We start from the raw sequence: 19,159 nt of genomic DNA, 5'->3' as shown, positions 1-19,159 counted from the left end.
CACATTGATTCAGTTTCTCCCGTTAGATCGCGGTGGCCTTCAGGTCACGATAGCTGGCCCCGGGATGGTTGTCCGCCAAGCGCGCACCGTCTCCAAACAACTTCTCCCGCAGGGTGCCCTTGGCGTATTCAGTCTTGTACACGCCACGCTTCTGCAGCTCCGGCACCAGCAGCTCGACCGCATCGATAAAGGTCTCGTGGGTCAGTGCATAGGCCAGGTTGAAGCCGTCCACATCGGTCTCTTCAACCCATTCCTGCAACAGATCGGCCACGGTTTCCGGGCCGCCGACGAACAACGGGCCGAAACCACCAATGCCGACCCAGTCTGCCAGTTCATTCGGGGTCCAGACCTTGTTCGGGTCGGCGGTGGAGAACGCTTCCACCGCCGATTGAATGGCGTTGGTGTGCACATGCTTGAGGGGGTCATCGGGCTTGAACTGGCTGAAATCGATACCGGTCCAGCCGGAGATCAGCGCCATCGCGCCTTCGTAGCTGACGTAGGATTTGTATTCGTCGAACTTGGCCTTGGCCTTGGCGTCGGTCTCGCCAACGATCACCGTCTGCAGGTTGAAGATCAGGATTTTCTTCGGATCACGGCCTGCCTCCGCCGCACGCCGACGGATGTCAGCGACGGTTTTCTTCAGCAGCACTTTCGACGGCGCGGCGACGAACACGCACTCGGCCTGCTCGGCGGCGAACTGCTTGCCCCGGCTGGAAGCGCCGGCCTGGTAGAGCACCGGGGTGCGTTGTGGCGAAGGTTCACACAGGTGAATGCCGGGCACCTGGAAGTGTTTGCCGACGTGGCGGATCTCGTGGATTTTGCTCGGGTCACTGAAGATCCGCCGCTCGCGGTCGCGCAACACGGCGCCCTCCTCCCAGCTGCCTTCCCAGAGTTTGTAGCAAACCTCCAGGTATTCCTCGGCGTAGTCGTAGCGCGCATCGTGTTCGGTCTGGGCTTTCTGGCCAAGGTTCTTGGCGCCGCTTTCCAGGTACGAGGTGACGATGTTCCAGCCGACGCGGCCCTTGGTCAGGTGATCGAGGGTGGAAAGGCGCCGGGCGAACGGATACGGGTGTTCGAAGGACAGCGACGCCGTCAGGCCAAAGCCCAGGTGCTCGGTTACCAGCGCCATGGGGGCGATCAGCGACAGTGGGTCATTGACCGGCACTTGGGTGGCCTGGCGAATCGCCGCGTCACCGTTGCCGTTGTAGACGTCGTAGATGCCCAGCACGTCGGCAATGAACAGGCCGTCGAACTTGCCGCGTTCGAGGATTTTCGCCAGGTCGGTCCAGTACTCCAGGTCCTTGTACTGCCACGAGCGGTCACGCGGGTGAGCCCACAGGCCCGGCGACTGGTGGCCGACACAGTTCATGTCGAAGGCATTCAAGCGGATTTCACGAGGCATTAAACAGTACTCCGGGGGGCGACACCGTTGAGGTGGTAGTTGCCGACAATCTGGTATTTCCAGCGCAAGGGATCATCAAGGGTGGGTGGCAGTGCGGTGCGCTGGCCGGTGAGTTCGAATTCGGCGTTGCTGGCGGCGATGAGGGCTTCGGCAGCCGCGATCTGGGCTTCGGTGAGGGCAACCGGGCTCGGGTGGGTTTCGGCACGCTCAAACAAAGCGGCCGCGACCTCCACGCGAATCTGCAAATCGCCGAAGCGGCTGATCACGTAGGGGTCATCACTTTTCTCGACAAAGCGCCGGGTACTTTCCAGCAGTTGGCGCGCCTGATTCAGTGCGGTCATGGATGAAGCTCCTCAGTTCCAGGCGTGGCGTGCGGGCTTGACGCCGTTGAGCACAAAGTTGCCGATCAAGTGGTATTTCCAGCGGGCCGGGTCATGCAGGGTATGGGTGCGCGCGTTGCGCCAGAAACGATCGAGGTTGTGCTTGCCGGACACCGAGCGGGTGCCGGCCAGTTCGAAGAGTTTGCTGCTGGCGAGCAACGCGGTTTCGGCTGACAGCACCTTGGCCTGGGCGACCACCAGCGAGGCATCGGCCACGGTGTCTTCGTTGGGGTTGGCCAGGGCCTGGTCTACGGCAACGCCGGCCTTGGCGAGGATCGCTTCGGTGCCGTGGACCCGCCATTCCAGGTCGCCGATGGCGGCGATGGTGAACGGGTCTTGCCAGCCGTGATCCTGCTGGCTGTCGATCCAGGGCCGGGCCTGGCGTGCATGGATTTTTGCTTGTTCCAGGGCACCGAGGGCGATACCGGTGTCGACGGCCGCCTGGATAATTTGCGAAATCGGGCCGTTGGCGGTGGGTTGGTCGAAGGCCTGGTGGGCGGGAATCACCGCACTCAGCGGCACCTTCACACCGTCGAGGGTCACGCCGCCGCTGGCGGTGGTGCGCTGGCCGAAGCCGTCCCAACTGTCGACCACTTGCAGCCCCGGCGCGTCCCGCTCGACAAAGGCGATGAAGGCCTGGTCTTTTTCATTCACGCCCACCGCGGGCACGATATGGGCGAACAAGGCGCCGGTGCAGTAGAACTTCTCACCGTTGATGTACGCGCTGTCGCCGTCAAAGCGCACTTGGGTATCAAAGGTGCCGGCGTTCTTGCTCTTGGCCTCGGAGAAGGCGTTGCCGAAACGGTAGCCCTGCAAGACCTTGGCGAAGTAGTGCTGCTTTTGTTCCTCGCTGGCGGTTTGCAGGAGGATGTCGACAACGCCCAAGTGGTTCTGCGGAATTTGCCCCAGGGACGGATCGGCGGCGGAGATCAGCTTGATCACCTCGGCCACCGTCACATAGGACACCCCGGCGCCACCGTAGGCCTTGGGAATGGTGATGCCCCACAGGCCGCTGGCGGAGAATTCATCCAGCTCGGCCACCGGCAGGCGTCGTTCGCGGTCACGCACGCCGGCCTCGACGGCAAAACGCTTGGCCAGCTCGGTGGCGACGGCAATGGCTTCGGCGTCTGAACGAATGATGTGGGCAGGTTGCAGGGGTTGGGCTGACATGGGCCGACTCCAGGCTCCAGAGAGATACTGGGGTAATTGCAGGAGTCGTGCCTGAATCTAATGCTCAATAAAATCAGAGGGTTGCTTGTAAAACGGGGAAGTCGTCAGCGGTTCAAACCAGCAAAGTGTCCAACCACTGTTGCGCTGCCAACAGTTAGATCACCACATTGCGTACAAACCGCACCGCCACGTCGCCGTCATTGCGATAGGCGTGAAGGTAGCGACTGGCGAACATCAGGAACTCACCGGCGGCGACGTGTTTTTCCTCGTCACCCAGCACCAGCGTCAGCGTGCCTTCGAACACAAACAACTGCACGCTCCAGCCCTCGGGGTCCGGCTCGGGCATGTAGCGATCACCGGGCTCCAGGCGCATCTCCCATAATTCCACCTCGCGGCGAGCGGTGGCTTTGGCCAGCAGCACGGCTTTACTGCCGGGGATCTCGCCGGCCCAGGCCAGTTCGTTGATGCGGCTGTGGTCGGGGGCATCCGGGGCCTGGATCAGGTCGCTGAAGGCCACGTCCAGGGCTTCGGCCACCCGATCGAGGGTCGACAGGCTGACGTTCTTCTCCCCCGCCTCGATCGCCACCAGCATGCGCCGGCTGACGCCGGATTTTTCGGACAACGCCGTCTGGCTCAACTCTGCTGCATGACGCAGGCGTCGAACGTTCTGGCTGACGTGTTGCAGGACCGAAGCCCGTTGCGGATTTTCTTTGTGCACTATATTGCTCACAGGGTGGGGTTGCGCAGTATACTGCCCAGCTTGCGGCGCATTGTGCGGTCCGCGCCCCTACTGTGCAAGACCGAGCCGCCATGACCACCTCCCCGTTGTTTTCCCGTTTCAGCAAAGCCGAATGTGTATTGGTGGTGATCACCATGTTTTGGGGTGGCACCTTTTTGCTGGTGCAGCACGCCATGGCCGTGAGCGGCCCGATGTTTTTTGTCGGCCTGCGTTTTGCGGCGGCGGCGCTGATCGTCGGGGCGTTCTCGTTACGCAGTCTGCGAGGCCTAACTTTCTTTGAGTTGAAAGCCGGGTGCTTTATCGGTGTAGCGATCATGTTCGGCTACGGTTTGCAGACCATTGGCTTGCAGACAATCCTGAGCAGCCAGTCGGCATTCATCACCGCGCTGTATGTGCCATTCGTGCCGCTGCTGCAATGGCTGGTGCTGGGACGGCGGCCGGGGTTGATGCCGAGCATCGGCATTATGCTGGCGTTTACCGGGTTGATGCTGCTGACCGGCCCGGCCGGAGCATCGCTGAATTTCAGCCCCGGTGAAATCGCCACGCTGATCGGTGCGGTGGCGATTGCCGCCGAGATCATCCTGATCAGCGCCTTTGCCGGGCAGGTGGATGTACGTCGGGTGACGGTGGTGCAACTGGCCACGGCCTCAGTGCTGTCGTTCCTGATGGTGGTGCCGATGGGCGAGGCGCTGCCGGCGTTTTCCTGGTTGCTACTGTTCAGCGCGGTGGGCTTGGGGCTGACCAGCGCGGTGATTCAGGTGGCGATGAACTGGGCGCAGAAAAGCGTCTCGCCGACTCGCGCCACGCTGATTTATGCCGGGGAGCCGGTGTGGGCCGGCGTGGTCGGGCGGATTGCCGGCGAGCGCTTCCCGCCGATTGCCATGGTGGGCGCAGCGTTGATTGTGGCGGCGGTGATTGTCAGCGAAATGAAAACCCGTCGGCAGCGGCTCGCCGAACCCGAGATCGAACTGGAACACGAAAACCAGGGTTAAACGCCTCAGAGGCGCAACTCGCCGTCCAGGTTAATGGACTGTAGAAACGCCTCGTCATGGGACACCACGATCAATGCACCCTGGTATTGATTGAGCATTTGCTCCAGGGCAATCCGGCTGGGCAAGTCCAGATGGTTATCGGGTTCGTCCAACAACAGCAATTGCGGCGGACGCTGGGCGTAGAGCTGCGCGGCCAGGGCAATTTTCAGGCGCTCGCCACCGCTCAGTTGGCAGGTGTCGAGCATCGCGCGGTCAGCATCAATGCCCATTTGCGCCAGCCGGGTACGCGCTTCGCTTTCCGCCAGTAGCGGATTACTTTCGTAAAGCCATTGCACCGCCGTGCGCTCGGGGTGCTCCAATCCGGCGTGTTGATCCAGCCAGCCGATGTGGCAACTGCGCGCCAACTCGCCGGCGGCCACCGGCAACTGGCCGGCGATCACCCGCAACAGGCTCGACTTGCCGCTGCCATTGGCCCCCACGATCGCCATGCGCATCGGGCCGGTCAGGGTCAGATTGATCGGTGCGCGGCTGCCAAACGGCAGCACCACCTCGTTGAGTTGCAACACCAGCTTGCCCTGGGGCACCACGCTTTCCGGCGACAGCATCATGCGCTGGATCTCGGGCGCACACCGTGCACGCGCCTCGGCGATCCGCTGCTGTTGCTGCTCACGCGCCAGCTGCTGATTGAGGCGCAACTTGCCCTGGCTGTTTTCACTGCGCTCTTTCTGGGCGTTGGTGATCAGTTTGGTCTGATTGCCATCCCGGGCCTGGCGGTCGCCCCGGGCATTACGGCGCTGCTGACGCTCCATCTGGATGACCGCTTCACGCTGCTCACGTTTGGCGTGCGCGCGCTCCCCCTGCAACGCCGACTGGAACGCTTGCTGCTCCTGCTCCCGTGTCGCCGCATAGTGGCTGTAATTACCGCCGTACACCGCCAAGCCCGTGGGCGACAGTTCGACAATCTCGTCCATGTGCTCGAGCAATCCACGATCATGGCTGATCAGCACCAGGCCGCCGGACCAGCGATCAATCTGCTGGGCAAGCTTGTGTTGCTGATCAATGTCCAAGTGGTTGCTGGGCTCATCGAGGATCAACCAGTCTGCCCTGGACAACCAGGCGCCCAGCAAAGCGACGCGCTGGCGTTCGCCGCCACTGAGGGCTGCGGTGGGCGAGTCGGCAGTCAAGTGCCCCAGGCCGATGTGTTCCAGGGCAGCCACCAGTCGAGGCGCGCAATCCCATTGATCAACCGCCAGTGCATGGTCGTGTTCGTCCAGACTGCCCTCGGTGATACGCGCCAACGCTCCCAGCACTTGGTCGACACCTGCCAGCGCCGCTACGGTGGGATAGCGCTCGGGCTCCAGCAGTTGCGTCACCGCGTACACACTGCCCTCACGGCGCACATGCCCGCGGGTGGGCTGCAGGGTGCCCGCGAGCATTGCGCCCAACAAGGACTTGCCAGTCCCATTGGCCCCCACGAGGCCGGTCGCCCGGGCGCTGAAGGCATGGTTCAGGTTGTCGAACAGGCTGCGTCCGTCCGGCAGGCTGTAGGCGACATGGTCAAGGTGGAGCAATCGCTGGGTCATCACACGTCCTTATGTAACAGGCTGAAAAAAAGCCTTTGAACAGCATACCTGCCCTGAATACAGGCATTGAAACAATGCCAAACAGTCTTTTTCAGCCTACCTTGTAGGATCCTGCCACATCTTGCCGTTTGGTGATCAAGATTCCGGCACGTATGATGCATCCCAAACTCCCGCAGATTAGAAGCCTATGTCCCTGATAGTTCTACTGCTTCTGCCCTTTATCGGCAGCTGTCTCGCGGCCTTGCTGCCGCACAACGCACGTAATACAGAGTCCCTGCTGGCCGGCCTCGTTGCCCTGGTCGGGACGGTTCAAGTCGCCCTGCTCTACCCCCAGATCGCCCACGGTGGCGTGATACGTGAAGAATTCATGTGGTTGCCCAGCCTCGGGCTGAACTTCGTATTGCGCATGGACGGTTTTGCCTGGCTGTTCTCGATGCTGGTACTGGGCATCGGGACTTTGGTGTCGCTGTACGCCCGTTATTACATGTCGCCGGAAGACCCGGTGCCGCGTTTCTTCGCGTTTTTCCTGGCGTTTATGGGCGCCATGCTTGGCCTGGTGATTTCCGGCAACCTGATCCAGATCGTGTTTTTCTGGGAACTCACCAGCCTGTTCTCGTTCCTGTTGATCGGCTACTGGCACCACCGTGCCGATGCCCGGCGCGGCGCCTATATGGCGCTGATGGTCACCGGCGCGGGCGGTTTGTGCCTGCTGGCGGGGGTGATGCTGCTCGGGCATATCGTCGGCAGCTACGACCTGGACCAGGTCCTGGCTGCCGGTGATCAGATCCGTGCCCATTCGCTGTACCCGATCATGCTCGCCCTGGTGCTGATCGGCGCCCTGAGCAAAAGCGCACAATTCCCCTTCCACTTCTGGCTGCCCCACGCCATGGCTGCACCGACGCCGGTGTCGGCCTACCTGCACTCGGCAACGATGGTGAAGGCCGGCGTGTTCCTGCTGGCCCGCCTGTGGCCGTCGCTGTCCGGCAGCGAAGAGTGGTTCTGGATTGTCGGCGGTGCCGGCGCCATTACCCTGCTGCTCGGCGCTTATTGCGCCATGTTCCAGAACGATCTCAAGGGCCTGCTGGCCTACTCCACCATCAGCCACCTCGGGCTGATCACCTTGCTGCTGGGCCTCAACAGCCCGCTGGCCGCCGTCGCCGCGGTATTCCATATCCTCAACCACGCCACCTTCAAGGCATCGCTGTTCATGGCGGCGGGGATCATCGACCACGAAAGCGGCACCCGTGACATTCGCAAGCTCAGCGGCTTGGTGAAGCTGATTCCGTTCACTGCGACGCTGGCGATGGTCGCCAGTGCGTCCATGGCCGGCGTGCCGCTGCTCAACGGCTTCCTGTCCAAGGAAATGTTCTTCGCCGAAACCGTGTTCATCTCCGCCACCGCCTGGGTGGAAATCGCCCTGCCGGTCATCGCAACCATCGCCGGCACCTTCAGCGTGGCCTATGCCCTGCGCTTTACCGTGGATGTGTTCTTCGGCCCTAAAGCCACCAACCTGCCTCACACTCCGCACGAGCCACCACGCTGGATGCGTGCACCGGTGGAGTTGCTGGTGTTTACCTGCCTGCTGGTGGGGATTTTCCCGGCCCAGGTGGTGGGTTCGATCCTCGCTGCAGCCGCCCTGCCCGTGGTCGGCGGCGAGTTGCCGGAATACAGCCTGGCGATCTGGCATGGCTGGAACGCGCCGATGATCATGAGCCTGGTGGCCATGTCCGGCGGCGTGGTGCTCTACCTGCTGCTGCGCAAGCAACTCAAGCTGGGCCGCTTCAAATACCCGCCGATCATCAGCTACTTCAACGGCAAGCGCGGCTTCGAGCGCTGCCTGGTGGTGATGATGCGCGGGGTGCGCAAGATCGAAAAACGCATCAGCACCAAACGCCTGCAAACCCAGCTGTTCCTACTGGTGCTGGCGGCGGTGATCGCCGGGTTGATCCCGATGCTCTACAGCGGCATCAGTTGGGGCGACCGGCCGAAGATCCCGGGTTCCATCGTGTTTGTCACCCTCTGGTTGCTGGCGATCGCCTGTGCCCTGGGCGCCGCCTGGCAAGCCAAGTATCACCGGCTGGCGGCCCTGACCATGGTCAGCGTGTGCGGGATGGTGACCTGCGTGACCTTCGTCTGGTTCTCCGCGCCGGACCTGGCGCTGACCCAACTGGTGGTGGAAGTGGTCACCACGGTGCTGATCCTGCTGGGCCTGCGCTGGCTGCCACGGCGGATCGAAGAAGTCTCGCCACTGCCGAGCTCGTTGCGCAAGGCACGCATCCGCCGCCTGCGGGACTTTCTCCTGTCCACCGTGGTCGGTGGCGGAATGGCGCTGCTCTCCTACGCGATGCTGACCCGCCAGACCCCCAACGACATCTCCTCGTTCTACCTCAGCCGCGCACTGCCCGAAGGCGGCGGCAGCAATGTGGTGAACGTGATGCTCGTGGACTTCCGTGGGTTCGACACCCTGGGCGAAATCACCGTGCTCGGCGCCGTGGCGCTGACCGTCTACGCCCTGCTACGCCGCTTCCGCCCGTCGAAGGAAAGCATGGAATTGCCCGCGCAACAGCGCCAGTTGGCACCCGACGTAGCCACCGACCTGGTCAACCCGCGCCAGGCCAGCGACACCGCCCTGGGCTTCATGATGGTGCCGGCGGTGCTGGTGCGCCTGCTGCTGCCGATTGCCCTGGTTGTCTCCTTCTACCTGTTCATGCGCGGCCACAACCAACCGGGCGGCGGATTTGTCGCCGGGCTGGTGATGTCCGTCGCGTTCATCCTGCAATACATGGTCGCCGGTACCCAGTGGGTCGAGGCACAGATGAGCCTGCGACCGATGCGCTGGATGGGCTTTGGCTTGTTATCCGCAACCCTGACCGGGCTCGGCGCACTGCTCGCCGGTTACCCGTTCCTCACCACCCACACCTGGCACTTCAGCCTGCCGGTGCTGGGGGACATCCACGTCGCCAGCGCACTGTTCTTCGACGTCGGCGTGTACGCCATGGTGGTCGGCTCGACCTTGCTGATGCTCACCGCCCTGGGCCACCAATCGGTGCGTGCCCATAAACCCAGCAACCAGGCGAAAGCCGTTGCCAGCCAAGGAGGAGCCGCCTGATGGAAGAAGTCATCGCAATTGCCATTGGGGTCCTGGCGGCCTCCGGCGTCTGGCTGATCCTGCGGCCACGGACGTTCCAGGTGGTGATGGGCCTGTGCCTGCTGTCCTACGGGGTCAACCTGTTCATCTTCAGCATGGGCAGCCTGTTTATCGGCAAGGAGCCGATCATCAAGGACGGCGTGCCGCAAGACCTGCTCAACTACACCGACCCGCTGCCCCAGGCCCTGGTGCTGACGGCGATCGTGATCAGCTTCGCCATGACTGCGTTGTTCCTGGTGGTGCTGCTGGCGTCCCGGGGCCTGACCGGCACTGACCATGTAGACGGCCGGGAGCCCAAGGAATGACCTGGATGAATCAACTGATCATCGCACCGATCCTGCTGCCGTTGCTGACCGCCGCGCTGATGCTGATGCTCGGCGAGAAACACCGCCCGCTCAAGGCGCGAATCAACCTGTTCTCCAGCATGGTCGGCCTCGGCATCGCCGTGCTGTTGCTGTACTGGACCCAGAAAGGCGGCCCCGGCTCCATCGGCGTGTACCTGCCGGGCAACTGGCAAGTGCCGTTCGGCATCGTGCTGGTGGTGGACCAACTGTCGGCGATGATGCTGGTACTCACCGGGATCATCGGCGTCAGCGCCCTGCTGTTCGCCATGGCCCGTTGGGATCGGGCCGGCACCAGTTTCCATGCGCTGTTCCAGATTCAGTTGATGGGCCTGTATGGCGCCTTCCTGACCGCCGACCTGTTCAACCTGTTCGTGTTTTTCGAGGTGCTGCTGGCGGCCTCCTACGGCCTGATGCTTCACGGCTCCGGCCGGGCGCGGGTGTCGGCGGGGCTGCATTACATCTCGATCAACCTGCTGGCCTCGACCTTGTTCCTGATTGGTGCGGCGCTGATCTATGGCGTCACCGGCACCCTGAACTTTGCCGACCTGGCACTGAAAATCCCCCTGGTACCGGAGGCCGATCGCGGCCTGCTGCACGCCGGTGCAGGTATCCTCGCCGTCGCCTTCCTGGCCAAGGCCGGCATGTGGCCGCTGAACTTCTGGCTGGCACCCGCCTACTCCTCGGCGAGTGCGCCGGTGGCGGCGATGTTTGCGATCATGACCAAGGTCGGCGTGTACACCGTACTGCGCCTGTGGAACCTGCTGTTCTCCGGCCAGGCCGGGGCCTCGGCGCTGTTTGGCGGCGACTGGCTGATCTACGGCGGCATGGCGACCATCGTCTGCGCGGCGCTGGCGATGATCGCCGCGCAACGCCTGGAACGCATGGCCAGCCTGAGCATTCTGGTGTCCGCCGGGATCCTGCTGTCGGCGGTGGGGTTTGCCCAGCCAAGCCTGACGGCCGGGGCGCTGTTTTACCTGGTCAGTTCCACCCTGGCGCTGAGCGCACTGTTCCTGCTGGCCGAGCTGATCGAGCGTTCGCGCTCGGCCAACGACATGCCCCTGGACGACGAAATCGAAGCCCTGCCCAAGGCCATGGAATCCCTGCATCCACCGCCCGGCACCAACCTCGACGATGAGCAGAAAGCCGTCGTAGGCCAGGTCATTCCCTGGACGGTGGCCTTCCTCGGCCTGAGCTTTATCGCCTGTGCCCTGCTGATCATCGGCATGCCGCCGCTGTCCGGGTTTATCGGCAAGCTCAGCCTGCTCAGCGCGTTGATCAACCCGATGGGCCTGGGCAACGCCATCGACGAACCGGTACGCCCGGCGGCGTGGGGCCTGGTGGCGCTGTTGATCTTCTCCGGCCTGGCCTCGCTGATCGCCTTCGCCCGCCTTGGCATCCAGCGCTTCTGGACCCCGGAAGAACGCCCGTCGCCGCTGTTGCGCCGCTTCGAGTGTGTGCCGATTTTCTTCCTGCTGGGCCTGAGCATCGCCCTGACCTTCAAGGCCGAGCCGCTGATGCGCTACACCCAGGCCGCCGCCGAAAGCCTGAACAACCCGGAGCATTACGTGATGGCGGTCATGGCGACGCGCCCGGTGCCGAGCCCTGAAGCCAAGGCCGCCGCATTGGAGATGCAGCCATGAAGCGTCTGTTCCCTGCCCCGTGGCTATCGTTGGCACTGTGGTTGTTGTGGCTGGTGTTGAACCTGTCCGTCAGCCCCGGCAACCTGCTGCTGGGTGCGATTCTCGGTTTTGCCGCACCGCTGATGATGGCGCCATTGCGCCCGTTGCCGATCCGCATCCGCCGCCCGGGGGTGATCATCCGTTTGTTCTTCCTGGTAGGGCGTGACGTGATCATCTCCAACCTTGCCGTGGCCTGGGGCATCCTGACCTGCGGCTCGCGCCCGCCGCGTTCGCGCTTTATCAAGATCCCGCTGGACCTGCGGGATGCAAACGGCCTGGCCGTGCTGGCGATGATTACCAGCGTAACGCCGGGCACCGTGTGGTCGGAACTGGCCCTGGACCGCAGCATCCTGCTGATCCACGTGTTCGACCTGGATGACGAAGCGCAGTTTATCGAGCACTTCAAACACGCCTACGAACGGCCCCTGATGGAGATCTTCGAATGAGCGCCCTGCTCTCCAATGCGATCCTGTTCAGCCTGTTCCTGTTCTCCCTGGCCATGGTGCTGACCCTGGTGCGCCTGTTCAAAGGCCCGTCGGCCCAGGACCGGGTGCTGGCACTGGATTATCTGTACATCCTGGCCATGCTGATGATGCTGGTGCTGGGCATTCGGTATGCCAGTGACACGTATTTTGAAGCGGCGTTGTTGATTGCGCTGTTTGGTTTTGTGGGGTCGTTTGCCCTGGCGAAATTCCTGCTGCGTGGGGAGGTGATCGAATGATCAATGTCGATGTGTTACCGCTGTGGGTTGAAGTGATCGTCGCGGTATTGTTGGTGCTGAGCAGCCTGTTTGCGCTGATTGGGGCGATTGGGTTGTTGCGGATGAAAGACTTCTTCCAGCGCATGCACCCGCCGGCGTTGGCCTCGACCTTGGGCGCCTGGTGTGTGGCGCTGGCCTCGATCATCTATTTTTCGGTGCTCAAGTCCGGGCCGGTGTTGCACGGTTGGTTGATCCCGATTCTGCTATCGATCACGGTGCCGGTGACCACGTTGCTGCTGGCACGCACCGCGTTGTTCCGCAAGCGCATGGCCGGGGATGATGTGCCGGCTGAAGTCAGCAGCCGTCGCACTGACAGCGGCAGCTGATCCCGGCAGGCGCCGCAGTGGTGAAATCCGTTCTCCAATAGAATCCATAAAATAGAACCTCAATCGCTAATCCCGGTATCGGGATCACTTTATGAGGTTCTCCCCCATGGCATTCACTCCCCTTGTCCAGGCCCATCTCGACGCGTGGGTTGCCTGCGCCGCTGACTTTGGCCCATTTCTCTCGGGCCAGGAAACCACCCTCACCCTCAACGAGCAGCGCAAGGCTTATGAGCAGGTGCTTTGTTCCCATCCGATTCCCGCCGGTGTCAGCTTTTGTGACGTCGATATGGGTGGCGTACCGGGCATGATGGTCGTGCCTGATGGGCTTGAGGGTGACCGGGTGCTGCTTTACATCCACGGCGGTGGTTATGTCGGCGGCAGCCCGCGGGGCTACCTGGGCCTTGCCGGCCACTTCGCAAAACTGCTGGGTGCAAAGGTCTACCTGCCCGACTACCGCCTGGCGCCCGAGCATCCGTTCCCCGTGCCTATTGATGACACGTTGCAGGCCTATCGCTGGCTGCTCGACCAAGGCAATGACCCCAGGTCCATCGTGTTCTCGGGCGATTCGGCCGGCGGCGCGATGGTGGTGTCGGTGATGGTCAAGGCCCGCAACGCAGGCCTGCCACTGCCCGCCGGGGGCGCCGCCTTGTCGCCGTGGGCCAACCTGGAACACACCGGCGCCTCAATCGACAACCGTGACGGCCTCGACCCGCAAGCCTCCCGCCTGGGGCTGACGCTGCTTGCAAAAGCGTTTCTCAATGGTGCGCTGCCGAATGATCCCGATGCATCGCCGGTGTTCGCGGACGTCCGGGGATTGCCGCCCATTCTGGTGCAGATCGGCGAAAACGAAGTCATGCTCAGCGACGCCATGCGCCTGGCCACCCATCTGGGGGAAAACCGGGTACGCGTGTCGCTGGAGGTTTGGCCCGGGATGTTTCATGTCTGGCATTTGTTTGCGGCAATCTTGCCCGAAGGCATGCAGGCTGTGGCGAATGCGGCGTTGTTTCTGGACCAGGCAATACGTGGCAGCCGTAGCGCTTGAGTGGTTGCGCAGAGCGCGGGAAAGGCAGCGCTCCTGCCGATAATTATCTGTCACCTGGGTCCCCACCGCCCCACCTACCTTTATCGGACAACGTATCCCGATACAGGTAATGATCATGTATACCCATTCCGATGCACTGACCACGCTGTTTGATTTGCTCAACGCGCTGAATGCGCTGATTTCACATTTGACGAGCCAGCAACAGGCAGCCAAGCAGCGGGGTCTCGAGTTGTATCAACTCGGTGAATTCGAAGAGTGCGAAACCCCTTTGACCATCTCCGCCTCGGCCGGCGATGCGCCGTCCCAATATGCCCTGGGCGAAGCCATCCGGCGCCGGGTCGGCAGTGTCGGCCCCGATGCCCAGGCGTGGTACCGCCTGGCCGCCGCCCAGGATCATGTGTACGCCCTGATGCGCCTGGGTGGCGAAACCAACCTGGCCAAGGCCAAGACCCTCGCCCAGGCAGGCGCCGATGCTGGCGACGGCGAGGCGATGCTGCAGCTGTATGAACTGACCAAAGACCGCTCGTGGCTGAGAAAGGCAGGTGATGCCGGCTGCGCCGAGGCCTATTACATTGCAGCGCTGCTGTATAACAAAAACCCGGAGGCCAGTGACAACCGCGACTCCATGCTCAGGTACGCGGCCTTCAAGGGCTTCCCGCCGGCGATGAAGTGGCTGGCCAACATGCAGACCTATTACCACAACCTCTCCTACCAGCGCATACACCTGGAAAAACGGCTTGCGCTGAATGATCTCGATGGCGTCATGACCTATGCCGGTGCGCTCGGCGGCTTCGATATCGATGAAAATGGCACCAACCGCTATCACTATCCCGAGAACAAAATCCACGCCTATGGGCTGTACTGGCTGGTCATGGACAGTACCCGGCAGAACCCTCGGCACGGCGAAGCCGCAGGCTACCTGCAACAGCTGGGCAGCGCGTTGAATACCGAGGAAATAGACACGGCCAAGGCGTATGGCCGCCAGTGGAAAACCGAGCACCCGGCGCTGTCGGAATTCAGGTTGACCTACAGCGACCTGAAATGACCGGCGACTGATGACGGATTCGAGAGCACATCCGGCAGTTAAAGATTAATTAATCCAAAAACAGCTTGGCTAAGTATTTCCAGGCTGGTACGGTTTAGTGGATTATTTAATCCACTAAACCTCAGGCCTCCCCCATGACAGCTCACACCCCTCGCTTCAACCATAAAGTCGCCCTGGTCACCGGCGGTTCCCGCGGTATCGGCGAAGCGATTGTCCGCCGGCTTGCATCTGAAGGTGCAGCGGTCGCGTTTACTTATTCCTCCTCTGTCGACAAGGCACAAGCGCTGGTTGGCCTGATCGAAAGCAAGGGCGGAAAAGCCTTGGCGATTCAGGCCGACAGCGCCGATGTGGGGGCGATAGAACGGGCGGTCGCGACCACCGTCGAGCATTTCGGCGCCTTGAATATCCTGGTCAACAACGCCGGGATCCTCCTGATGGGCACCGTCGACACCTTCAGCCTGGAAGACTTCGACCGGATGTTTGCGGTCAATGTGCGAGCCACGTTTGCGGCGGCCAAGGCCTGCTCGCCGGTGATGCACAACGGTGACCGGATCATCACCGTGGGCAGCGTGGTCGCTCAACGTTCGGGCTTCCCGGGCTCCAGTGTCTACAGCATGACGAAGTCGGCGATCGCCGGTATGATCCGCGGCCTGGCGATTGATTTCGCCCCGCGCGGCATCACCGTCAACAACGTGCAACCGGGCCCGACCAGCACCGACATGAACCCGGCAGACGGGCCCCATGCGGACATGATCAAAAGCCTGATCCCCTTGGGCCGCGTGGGCACTGCCGACGATGTTGCCGGAATGGTTGCTTATCTCGCGTCCGAAGACGCGGCATTTGTCACCGGCGCCAGCATGACCATCGACGGTGGTTACCTGGCCTGATCCATCAACTGCAATTTCCCCGAGGTAACCATGGCAAGACCCAGAGCATTCGACCGCGACCAGGTGCTGCGCGAGGCCATCCGGGTTTTCTGCGACAAGGGTTTTGCCGCGGCTTCAACGGAAGAATTGATGCAGGCCATGGGGCTGAGCCGCCAGAGCATGTACAACACCTTTGGCGACAAACGCCAGTTGTACCTGCTAGCGATGGCCGAGTATCAGCGCACCGGCGTCGACGACTTGATCGAGCGCCTGAATCAGGGCCCGACCCCGCTGCAGGCGCTGGAGGACACCCTGCAATCCTTCGCCACCCGCGCCCTGCGGGAAGGAACGGCGGGTTGCATGGGGGTCAATGCCATCTGCGAGTTCGGCGTGGGTGATGAAGAAATCAATCAACTCACCGCCCACAGCGCCGGCCGTTTGCGCAATGCGTTCGAACAGACCCTGGAGCGCGCGCAGCAACAAGGTGAATTGGCAGCCGGCACCGATCTCTCGGGCGCGTGTGATTTTCTGATGGCCACCCTCAGCGGCATGAAAATCGCCAGCAAGGGCGGCGCCACTACTGAGCAGCTGGAGTGCATTGCGGGTTTTGCACTGCGGGCGCTGAGCGCAAAAGCGTGATCAGCCCACTAGAGTATCGGCGCGCCAAATCGGCCCAATCGTGGCATCCAATGATCCAGGATCTGCGCTGACGCCAGGACATGGTGCGCATGCCCGATCAACAGCCGACGCGGCACGAACCCGATATAGCGGGAGTCATCGCTGTTATCGCGATTGTCGCCCAGCATGAAGTAACTGTCGGCCGGCACCACCACCGGGCCGAAATCGCGTAACGCCCGTACCGTCGGCATGAACTGAATCGTGCGCTGGCTGTTGTTCGCACGCTCGGTCAGCTTGATCCCCGGGACCGTGTGGCCCGGAGCGATGGGCTCGCTGATGTCCTGCCCATTACTGTAGGTGGCCGGCGTACCGTTGACCCACAACACCTCGTCGCGCATTTCCAGGGTATCGCCGGGGATGCCGACGATGCGTTTGATCAAGCGCGTGCCGTCCTTGGGCGAAGAGAACGTGACGACATCTCCGCGCTGGGGATTATCCAGTCTCGCCAGGGAAATATCGGTGAGGGGCAATTTGAGGTCGTACGCGACGCGGTTGACCAGCACCACATCACCCTCAAGTAACGTCGGGCGCATGGAACCGGAAGGGATGGGATTCCAGTCAGCCAGGGAGGTGCGGAAAACCCCGAAGCACAGCCAGAAAATGATCGCGTAACGGTAGCGGATTAACCAACGGCGCATAGATCCTCGCAATACGAAAAGGGACACCGGCCTGCGCCGGGTACCCACGGTGATTTTTGGCAATGCTCGCTTATTGCATCGGAAGATTAAATTAACATTAGCGTTGCCGACCCATGACAGTCGATATTTTCAAGCACATAGAAAAGGAGTTTCACGCCCCATGGATAGCAAATGTTCGGTCTTTATCGCAGCCAGCGTCGACGGCTTTATTGCCCGGCCAGACGGTGATATCGAGTGGCTTCATCGCCCTGAGTACGAAGGAGCCGAATTGAACGGCGTGACCTATGAACACTTCATCGCCACCGTGGATGCGCTGGTGATGGGCCGCAAGACCCTGGAAAAAGTGTTGTCCTTTCCGGAGTGGCCCTATGAGGGCACGCCGGTCATAGCACTCTCTCATCAATCGGTTGAGCTACCTGCGGAGTTGAAGGGCAAGGTTGAGGTGGTGAGCCAGGATGTCACCAGCCTCGTGGCAGCGTTGGCCGACCGCGGGATGAAACACCTGTATATCGACGGAGGCCAGACGATTCAGGCGTTTCTTGAGGCGGGTTTGATCGACGAGATGATCATCACGCGTATTCCGGTTGTGCTGGGTCAGGGGATCCCCTTGTTCAGCCCGTTGAGTGGCGAGCATGAGCTTCGGCATATCGGCACGTATGCGTCGGATAACGAGTTTGTTCAAAGCCGGTATGAGGTCGGTGGCAAGCGCTGATGCTCATTGAGCGATTGGGTTGAATCGAGGTGTCTGCATCACAGGCAAGCCAGCTCCCACATTAAGCAGCTATTCGCTTGATCTTGAACCGGCCTGATCTGTCCTTGAATGTGTCAACTATGTCCCCGCACAGGCGTCTGGCCCGTGGTCCGCCGCAAGCGCGGTCCCCATAGCAGCCAATACCCGAATAACGGATATATAGGCAAAAAAACGCCCCGAACCAGTCGGGGCGTTTTTCATTCAGCATTCACCAATCAAGCCTGATCAGCCAACCGCCACGTCGTCCCGCCCTTCCCGTCTTCCAACACCACACCCATCGCGGTCAGTTGGTCACGGATACGGTCGGACTCCGCCCAGTCCTTGTTGGCCCGGGCAGTCAAGCGTGCCTGAATCAGCGCATCAACTTCAGCGGCATCCACACGCCCTTCAGCGCCCGCCTGCAGGAAGTCGTCGGCTTCCATCTGCAGCACGCCCAGCACGCTTGCCAGCTCTTTCAAACGTGCGGCAAGCCCCGCCGCTGCGTCGAGATCGCTCTCGCGCAGGCGGTTGATCTCGCGCACCATTTCAAACAGCACCGCGCAGGCTTCAGGCGTACCGAAGTCATCGTTCATCACTTCGGTAAACCGTGCCACGAACGCTTCGCCACCCGCAGGCGCCACGGAGGGCAGGCCTTTCAGCGCGTGGTAGAACCGCTCAAGGGCGCCCTTGGCGTCCTTGAGGTTGTCTTCCGAGTAGTTGATCGCGCTGCGGTAGTGGCTCGATACCAACAGGTAGCGCACCACTTCCGGGTGGTATTTCTCCAGCACGTCGCGAATGGTGAAGAAGTTGTTCAAGGACTTGGACATCTTCTCGCCATTGATGCGAATCATGCCGCAGTGCATCCAGGCATTGGCGTAGGTCTTGCCGGTGGCCGCTTCGCTTTGGGCGATTTCGTTTTCGTGGTGCGGGAACTCAAGGTCGCTGCCGCCGCCATGAATGTCGAAGGTCTCGCCCAGGCAGCAGGTGGACATCACCGAGCATTCGATGTGCCAGCCCGGACGCCCGGCGCCCCATGGCGACTCCCAGCTCGGCTCGCCAGGCTTGGTGCCTTTCCACAGCACGAAGTCCAGCGGGTCTTGCTTGGCTTCGTCGACTTCGATCCGCGCACCGATGCGCAAGTCTTCGATTTTCTTGCGCGACAGTTTGCCGTAGCCCATGAACTTGGCGACGCGATAGTACACGTCGCCATTGCCCGGGGCGTAGGCGTAACCCTTGTCGATCAGGGTCTGGATCATCGCATGCATGCCCGGGATATGGTCCGTGGCGCGCGGTTCCATGTCCGGCTTGAGGATGTTAAGGCGTGCCTCGTCCTCGTGCATCGCAGCAATCATGCGCTCGGTCAGCGCGTCGAACGACTCGCCGTTTTCGTTGGCGCGATTGATGATCTTGTCGTCGATGTCGGTGATGTTGCGCACATACGTCAGGTCATAACCACTGAAACGCAACCAGCGGGTCACCAGGTCGAAGGCAACCATGCTGCGGCCGTGGCCGATGTGGCAGTAGTCGTACACGGTCATGCCGCACACGTACATGCGCACCTTGTTGCCATCCAGCGGCTTGAAGACTTCTTTGGTCTTGCTGAGTGTGTTGTAGATCGTTAGCACGACAGTTCCTTA

The 19,159-nt window shown here is 61.8% G+C and carries 19 protein-coding genes; 12 read left to right on the top strand and 7 right to left on the bottom strand.

Going from position 1 to position 19,159, the window contains the following annotated elements; genetic code table 11:
• Positions 1 to 22 precede the first annotated feature (22 nt).
• From JFU58_RS17935 to JFU58_RS17920, 4 genes are all read right to left on the bottom strand, one after another.
• Positions 23 to 1,402 carry an LLM class flavin-dependent oxidoreductase gene (locus tag JFU58_RS17935; RefSeq protein ID WP_201141439.1) on the bottom strand — a complete coding sequence of 460 codons (1,380 nt, stop codon included), beginning with the start codon at positions 1,400 to 1,402 and terminating at the stop codon, positions 23 to 25.
• Positions 1,402 to 1,743 carry an acyl-CoA dehydrogenase gene (locus tag JFU58_RS17930; RefSeq protein ID WP_017477002.1) on the bottom strand — a complete coding sequence of 114 codons (342 nt, stop codon included), beginning with the start codon at positions 1,741 to 1,743 and terminating at the stop codon, positions 1,402 to 1,404. The genes JFU58_RS17935 and JFU58_RS17930 overlap by 1 nt, the downstream gene beginning before the upstream one ends.
• Positions 1,744 to 1,755: 12 nt before the next feature.
• A complete protein-coding gene (locus tag JFU58_RS17925) occupies positions 1,756 to 2,952 on the bottom strand; it encodes an SfnB family sulfur acquisition oxidoreductase (protein ID WP_201141437.1) in 1,197 nt (398 codons plus the stop codon).
• Between the two features lie 154 nt (positions 2,953 to 3,106).
• Positions 3,107 to 3,670, bottom strand: coding sequence for a helix-turn-helix domain-containing protein (locus JFU58_RS17920; RefSeq protein WP_201141435.1), 564 nt, complete (start codon positions 3,668 to 3,670; stop codon positions 3,107 to 3,109).
• A 92-nt stretch (positions 3,671 to 3,762) separates the two neighbouring features.
• On the opposite strand from JFU58_RS17920, the gene JFU58_RS17915 reads away from it, so the two are divergent.
• Positions 3,763 to 4,683 (top strand): DMT family transporter, encoded by a 921-nt coding sequence (locus JFU58_RS17915; protein WP_063028709.1) that lies wholly within the window; start codon positions 3,763 to 3,765, stop codon positions 4,681 to 4,683.
• A 5-nt stretch (positions 4,684 to 4,688) separates the two neighbouring features.
• Here JFU58_RS17915 and JFU58_RS17910 read toward each other — a convergent pair whose 3' ends face one another.
• Complete coding sequence (locus JFU58_RS17910) at positions 4,689 to 6,266, bottom strand: ATP-binding cassette domain-containing protein (protein WP_201141432.1); 1,578 nt, start codon at positions 6,264 to 6,266, stop codon at positions 4,689 to 4,691.
• Between the two features lie 187 nt (positions 6,267 to 6,453).
• Between JFU58_RS17910 and JFU58_RS17905 the strand changes: the two genes are divergently transcribed.
• The 10 genes from JFU58_RS17905 to JFU58_RS17860 all read left to right on the top strand — a co-directional run bounded on the left by JFU58_RS17905 (position 6,454) and on the right by JFU58_RS17860 (position 16,115).
• Positions 6,454 to 9,375, top strand: coding sequence for a monovalent cation/H+ antiporter subunit A (locus tag JFU58_RS17905; protein WP_063028706.1), 2,922 nt, complete (start codon positions 6,454 to 6,456; stop codon positions 9,373 to 9,375).
• Positions 9,375 to 9,719 (top strand): Na+/H+ antiporter subunit C, encoded by a 345-nt coding sequence (locus JFU58_RS17900; protein WP_003192163.1) that lies wholly within the window; start codon positions 9,375 to 9,377, stop codon positions 9,717 to 9,719. Before JFU58_RS17905 ends, JFU58_RS17900 begins: the two co-directional genes overlap by 1 nt.
• Entirely contained in the window at positions 9,716 to 11,398 is a 1,683-nt protein-coding gene (locus tag JFU58_RS17895) for a monovalent cation/H+ antiporter subunit D (protein WP_177071034.1), read from the top strand. Before JFU58_RS17900 ends, JFU58_RS17895 begins: the two co-directional genes overlap by 4 nt.
• Entirely contained in the window at positions 11,395 to 11,883 is a 489-nt protein-coding gene (locus JFU58_RS17890; protein ID WP_177071035.1) for a Na+/H+ antiporter subunit E, read from the top strand. The genes JFU58_RS17895 and JFU58_RS17890 overlap by 4 nt, the downstream gene beginning before the upstream one ends.
• The gene (locus JFU58_RS17885) at positions 11,880 to 12,158 is read left to right on the top strand and encodes a K+/H+ antiporter subunit F (protein ID WP_003211751.1); all 279 of its coding nucleotides are present in this window, start codon (positions 11,880 to 11,882) and stop codon (positions 12,156 to 12,158) included. The genes JFU58_RS17890 and JFU58_RS17885 overlap by 4 nt, the downstream gene beginning before the upstream one ends.
• Positions 12,155 to 12,523, top strand: coding sequence for a Na+/H+ antiporter subunit G (locus JFU58_RS17880; RefSeq protein ID WP_003211753.1), 369 nt, complete (start codon positions 12,155 to 12,157; stop codon positions 12,521 to 12,523). The genes JFU58_RS17885 and JFU58_RS17880 overlap by 4 nt, the downstream gene beginning before the upstream one ends.
• 106 nt (positions 12,524 to 12,629) lie before the next feature.
• Positions 12,630 to 13,565, top strand: coding sequence for an alpha/beta hydrolase (locus JFU58_RS17875; protein ID WP_201141430.1), 936 nt, complete (start codon positions 12,630 to 12,632; stop codon positions 13,563 to 13,565).
• Between the two features lie 115 nt (positions 13,566 to 13,680).
• Entirely contained in the window at positions 13,681 to 14,610 is a 930-nt protein-coding gene (locus tag JFU58_RS17870; protein WP_063028698.1) for a tetratricopeptide repeat protein, read from the top strand.
• 134 nt (positions 14,611 to 14,744) lie between these two features.
• Entirely contained in the window at positions 14,745 to 15,497 is a 753-nt protein-coding gene (locus JFU58_RS17865) for a 3-oxoacyl-ACP reductase family protein (protein ID WP_177071038.1), read from the top strand.
• Positions 15,498 to 15,527: 30 nt separating this feature from the next.
• Positions 15,528 to 16,115, top strand: coding sequence for a TetR/AcrR family transcriptional regulator (locus tag JFU58_RS17860; protein WP_201141428.1), 588 nt, complete (start codon positions 15,528 to 15,530; stop codon positions 16,113 to 16,115).
• Positions 16,116 to 16,123: 8 nt separating this feature from the next.
• Here JFU58_RS17860 and lepB read toward each other — a convergent pair whose 3' ends face one another.
• Positions 16,124 to 16,792 (bottom strand): signal peptidase I, encoded by a 669-nt coding sequence (gene lepB / locus JFU58_RS17855; protein WP_063028692.1) that lies wholly within the window; start codon positions 16,790 to 16,792, stop codon positions 16,124 to 16,126.
• A 160-nt stretch (positions 16,793 to 16,952) separates the two neighbouring features.
• Between lepB and JFU58_RS17850 the strand changes: the two genes are divergently transcribed.
• Positions 16,953 to 17,504: a dihydrofolate reductase family protein gene (locus JFU58_RS17850; RefSeq protein ID WP_201141426.1), complete on the top strand. Its 552-nt coding sequence runs from the start codon at positions 16,953 to 16,955 to the stop codon at positions 17,502 to 17,504.
• Positions 17,505 to 17,758: 254 nt separating this feature from the next.
• Here JFU58_RS17850 and cysS read toward each other — a convergent pair whose 3' ends face one another.
• A complete protein-coding gene (cysS, locus tag JFU58_RS17845; RefSeq protein WP_008432427.1) occupies positions 17,759 to 19,147 on the bottom strand; it encodes a cysteine--tRNA ligase in 1,389 nt (462 codons plus the stop codon).
• Positions 19,148 to 19,159 lie beyond the last annotated feature (12 nt).

Origin of the sequence: Pseudomonas sp. TH34 (genome assembly GCF_016650865.1) — a bacterium.
Classification (GTDB): Bacteria; Pseudomonadota; Gammaproteobacteria; order Pseudomonadales; family Pseudomonadaceae; genus Aquipseudomonas; species Aquipseudomonas yamanorum.
The sequence above is the reverse complement of the archived record's forward strand: the minus strand, read 5'-3'. Positions and strand labels throughout refer to the sequence as shown.

What these genes read in the sequence shown, in the direction of transcription:
- JFU58_RS17935 (WP_201141439.1), bottom strand. Translation starts at nt 1,402, where the DNA reads ATGCCTCGTGAAATCCGCTTGAATGCCTTCGACATGAACTGTGTCGGC.
- JFU58_RS17895 (WP_177071034.1), top strand. Translation starts at nt 9,716, where the DNA reads ATGACCTGGATGAATCAACTGATCATCGCACCGATCCTGCTGCCGTTG.
- JFU58_RS17880 (WP_003211753.1), top strand. Translation starts at nt 12,155, where the DNA reads ATGATCAATGTCGATGTGTTACCGCTGTGGGTTGAAGTGATCGTCGCG.
- JFU58_RS17850 (WP_201141426.1), top strand. Translation starts at nt 16,953, where the DNA reads ATGGATAGCAAATGTTCGGTCTTTATCGCAGCCAGCGTCGACGGCTTT.
- JFU58_RS17870 (WP_063028698.1), top strand. Translation starts at nt 13,681, where the DNA reads ATGTATACCCATTCCGATGCACTGACCACGCTGTTTGATTTGCTCAAC.
- JFU58_RS17875 (WP_201141430.1), top strand. Translation starts at nt 12,630, where the DNA reads ATGGCATTCACTCCCCTTGTCCAGGCCCATCTCGACGCGTGGGTTGCC.
- JFU58_RS17910 (WP_201141432.1), bottom strand. Translation starts at nt 6,266, where the DNA reads ATGACCCAGCGATTGCTCCACCTTGACCATGTCGCCTACAGCCTGCCG.
- lepB (WP_063028692.1), bottom strand. Translation starts at nt 16,792, where the DNA reads ATGCGCCGTTGGTTAATCCGCTACCGTTACGCGATCATTTTCTGGCTG.
- JFU58_RS17930 (WP_017477002.1), bottom strand. Translation starts at nt 1,743, where the DNA reads ATGACCGCACTGAATCAGGCGCGCCAACTGCTGGAAAGTACCCGGCGC.
- JFU58_RS17900 (WP_003192163.1), top strand. Translation starts at nt 9,375, where the DNA reads ATGGAAGAAGTCATCGCAATTGCCATTGGGGTCCTGGCGGCCTCCGGC.
- JFU58_RS17905 (WP_063028706.1), top strand. Translation starts at nt 6,454, where the DNA reads ATGTCCCTGATAGTTCTACTGCTTCTGCCCTTTATCGGCAGCTGTCTC.
- JFU58_RS17860 (WP_201141428.1), top strand. Translation starts at nt 15,528, where the DNA reads ATGGCAAGACCCAGAGCATTCGACCGCGACCAGGTGCTGCGCGAGGCC.
- JFU58_RS17915 (WP_063028709.1), top strand. Translation starts at nt 3,763, where the DNA reads ATGACCACCTCCCCGTTGTTTTCCCGTTTCAGCAAAGCCGAATGTGTA.
- JFU58_RS17890 (WP_177071035.1), top strand. Translation starts at nt 11,395, where the DNA reads ATGAAGCGTCTGTTCCCTGCCCCGTGGCTATCGTTGGCACTGTGGTTG.
- JFU58_RS17925 (WP_201141437.1), bottom strand. Translation starts at nt 2,952, where the DNA reads ATGTCAGCCCAACCCCTGCAACCTGCCCACATCATTCGTTCAGACGCC.
- JFU58_RS17885 (WP_003211751.1), top strand. Translation starts at nt 11,880, where the DNA reads ATGAGCGCCCTGCTCTCCAATGCGATCCTGTTCAGCCTGTTCCTGTTC.
- JFU58_RS17865 (WP_177071038.1), top strand. Translation starts at nt 14,745, where the DNA reads ATGACAGCTCACACCCCTCGCTTCAACCATAAAGTCGCCCTGGTCACC.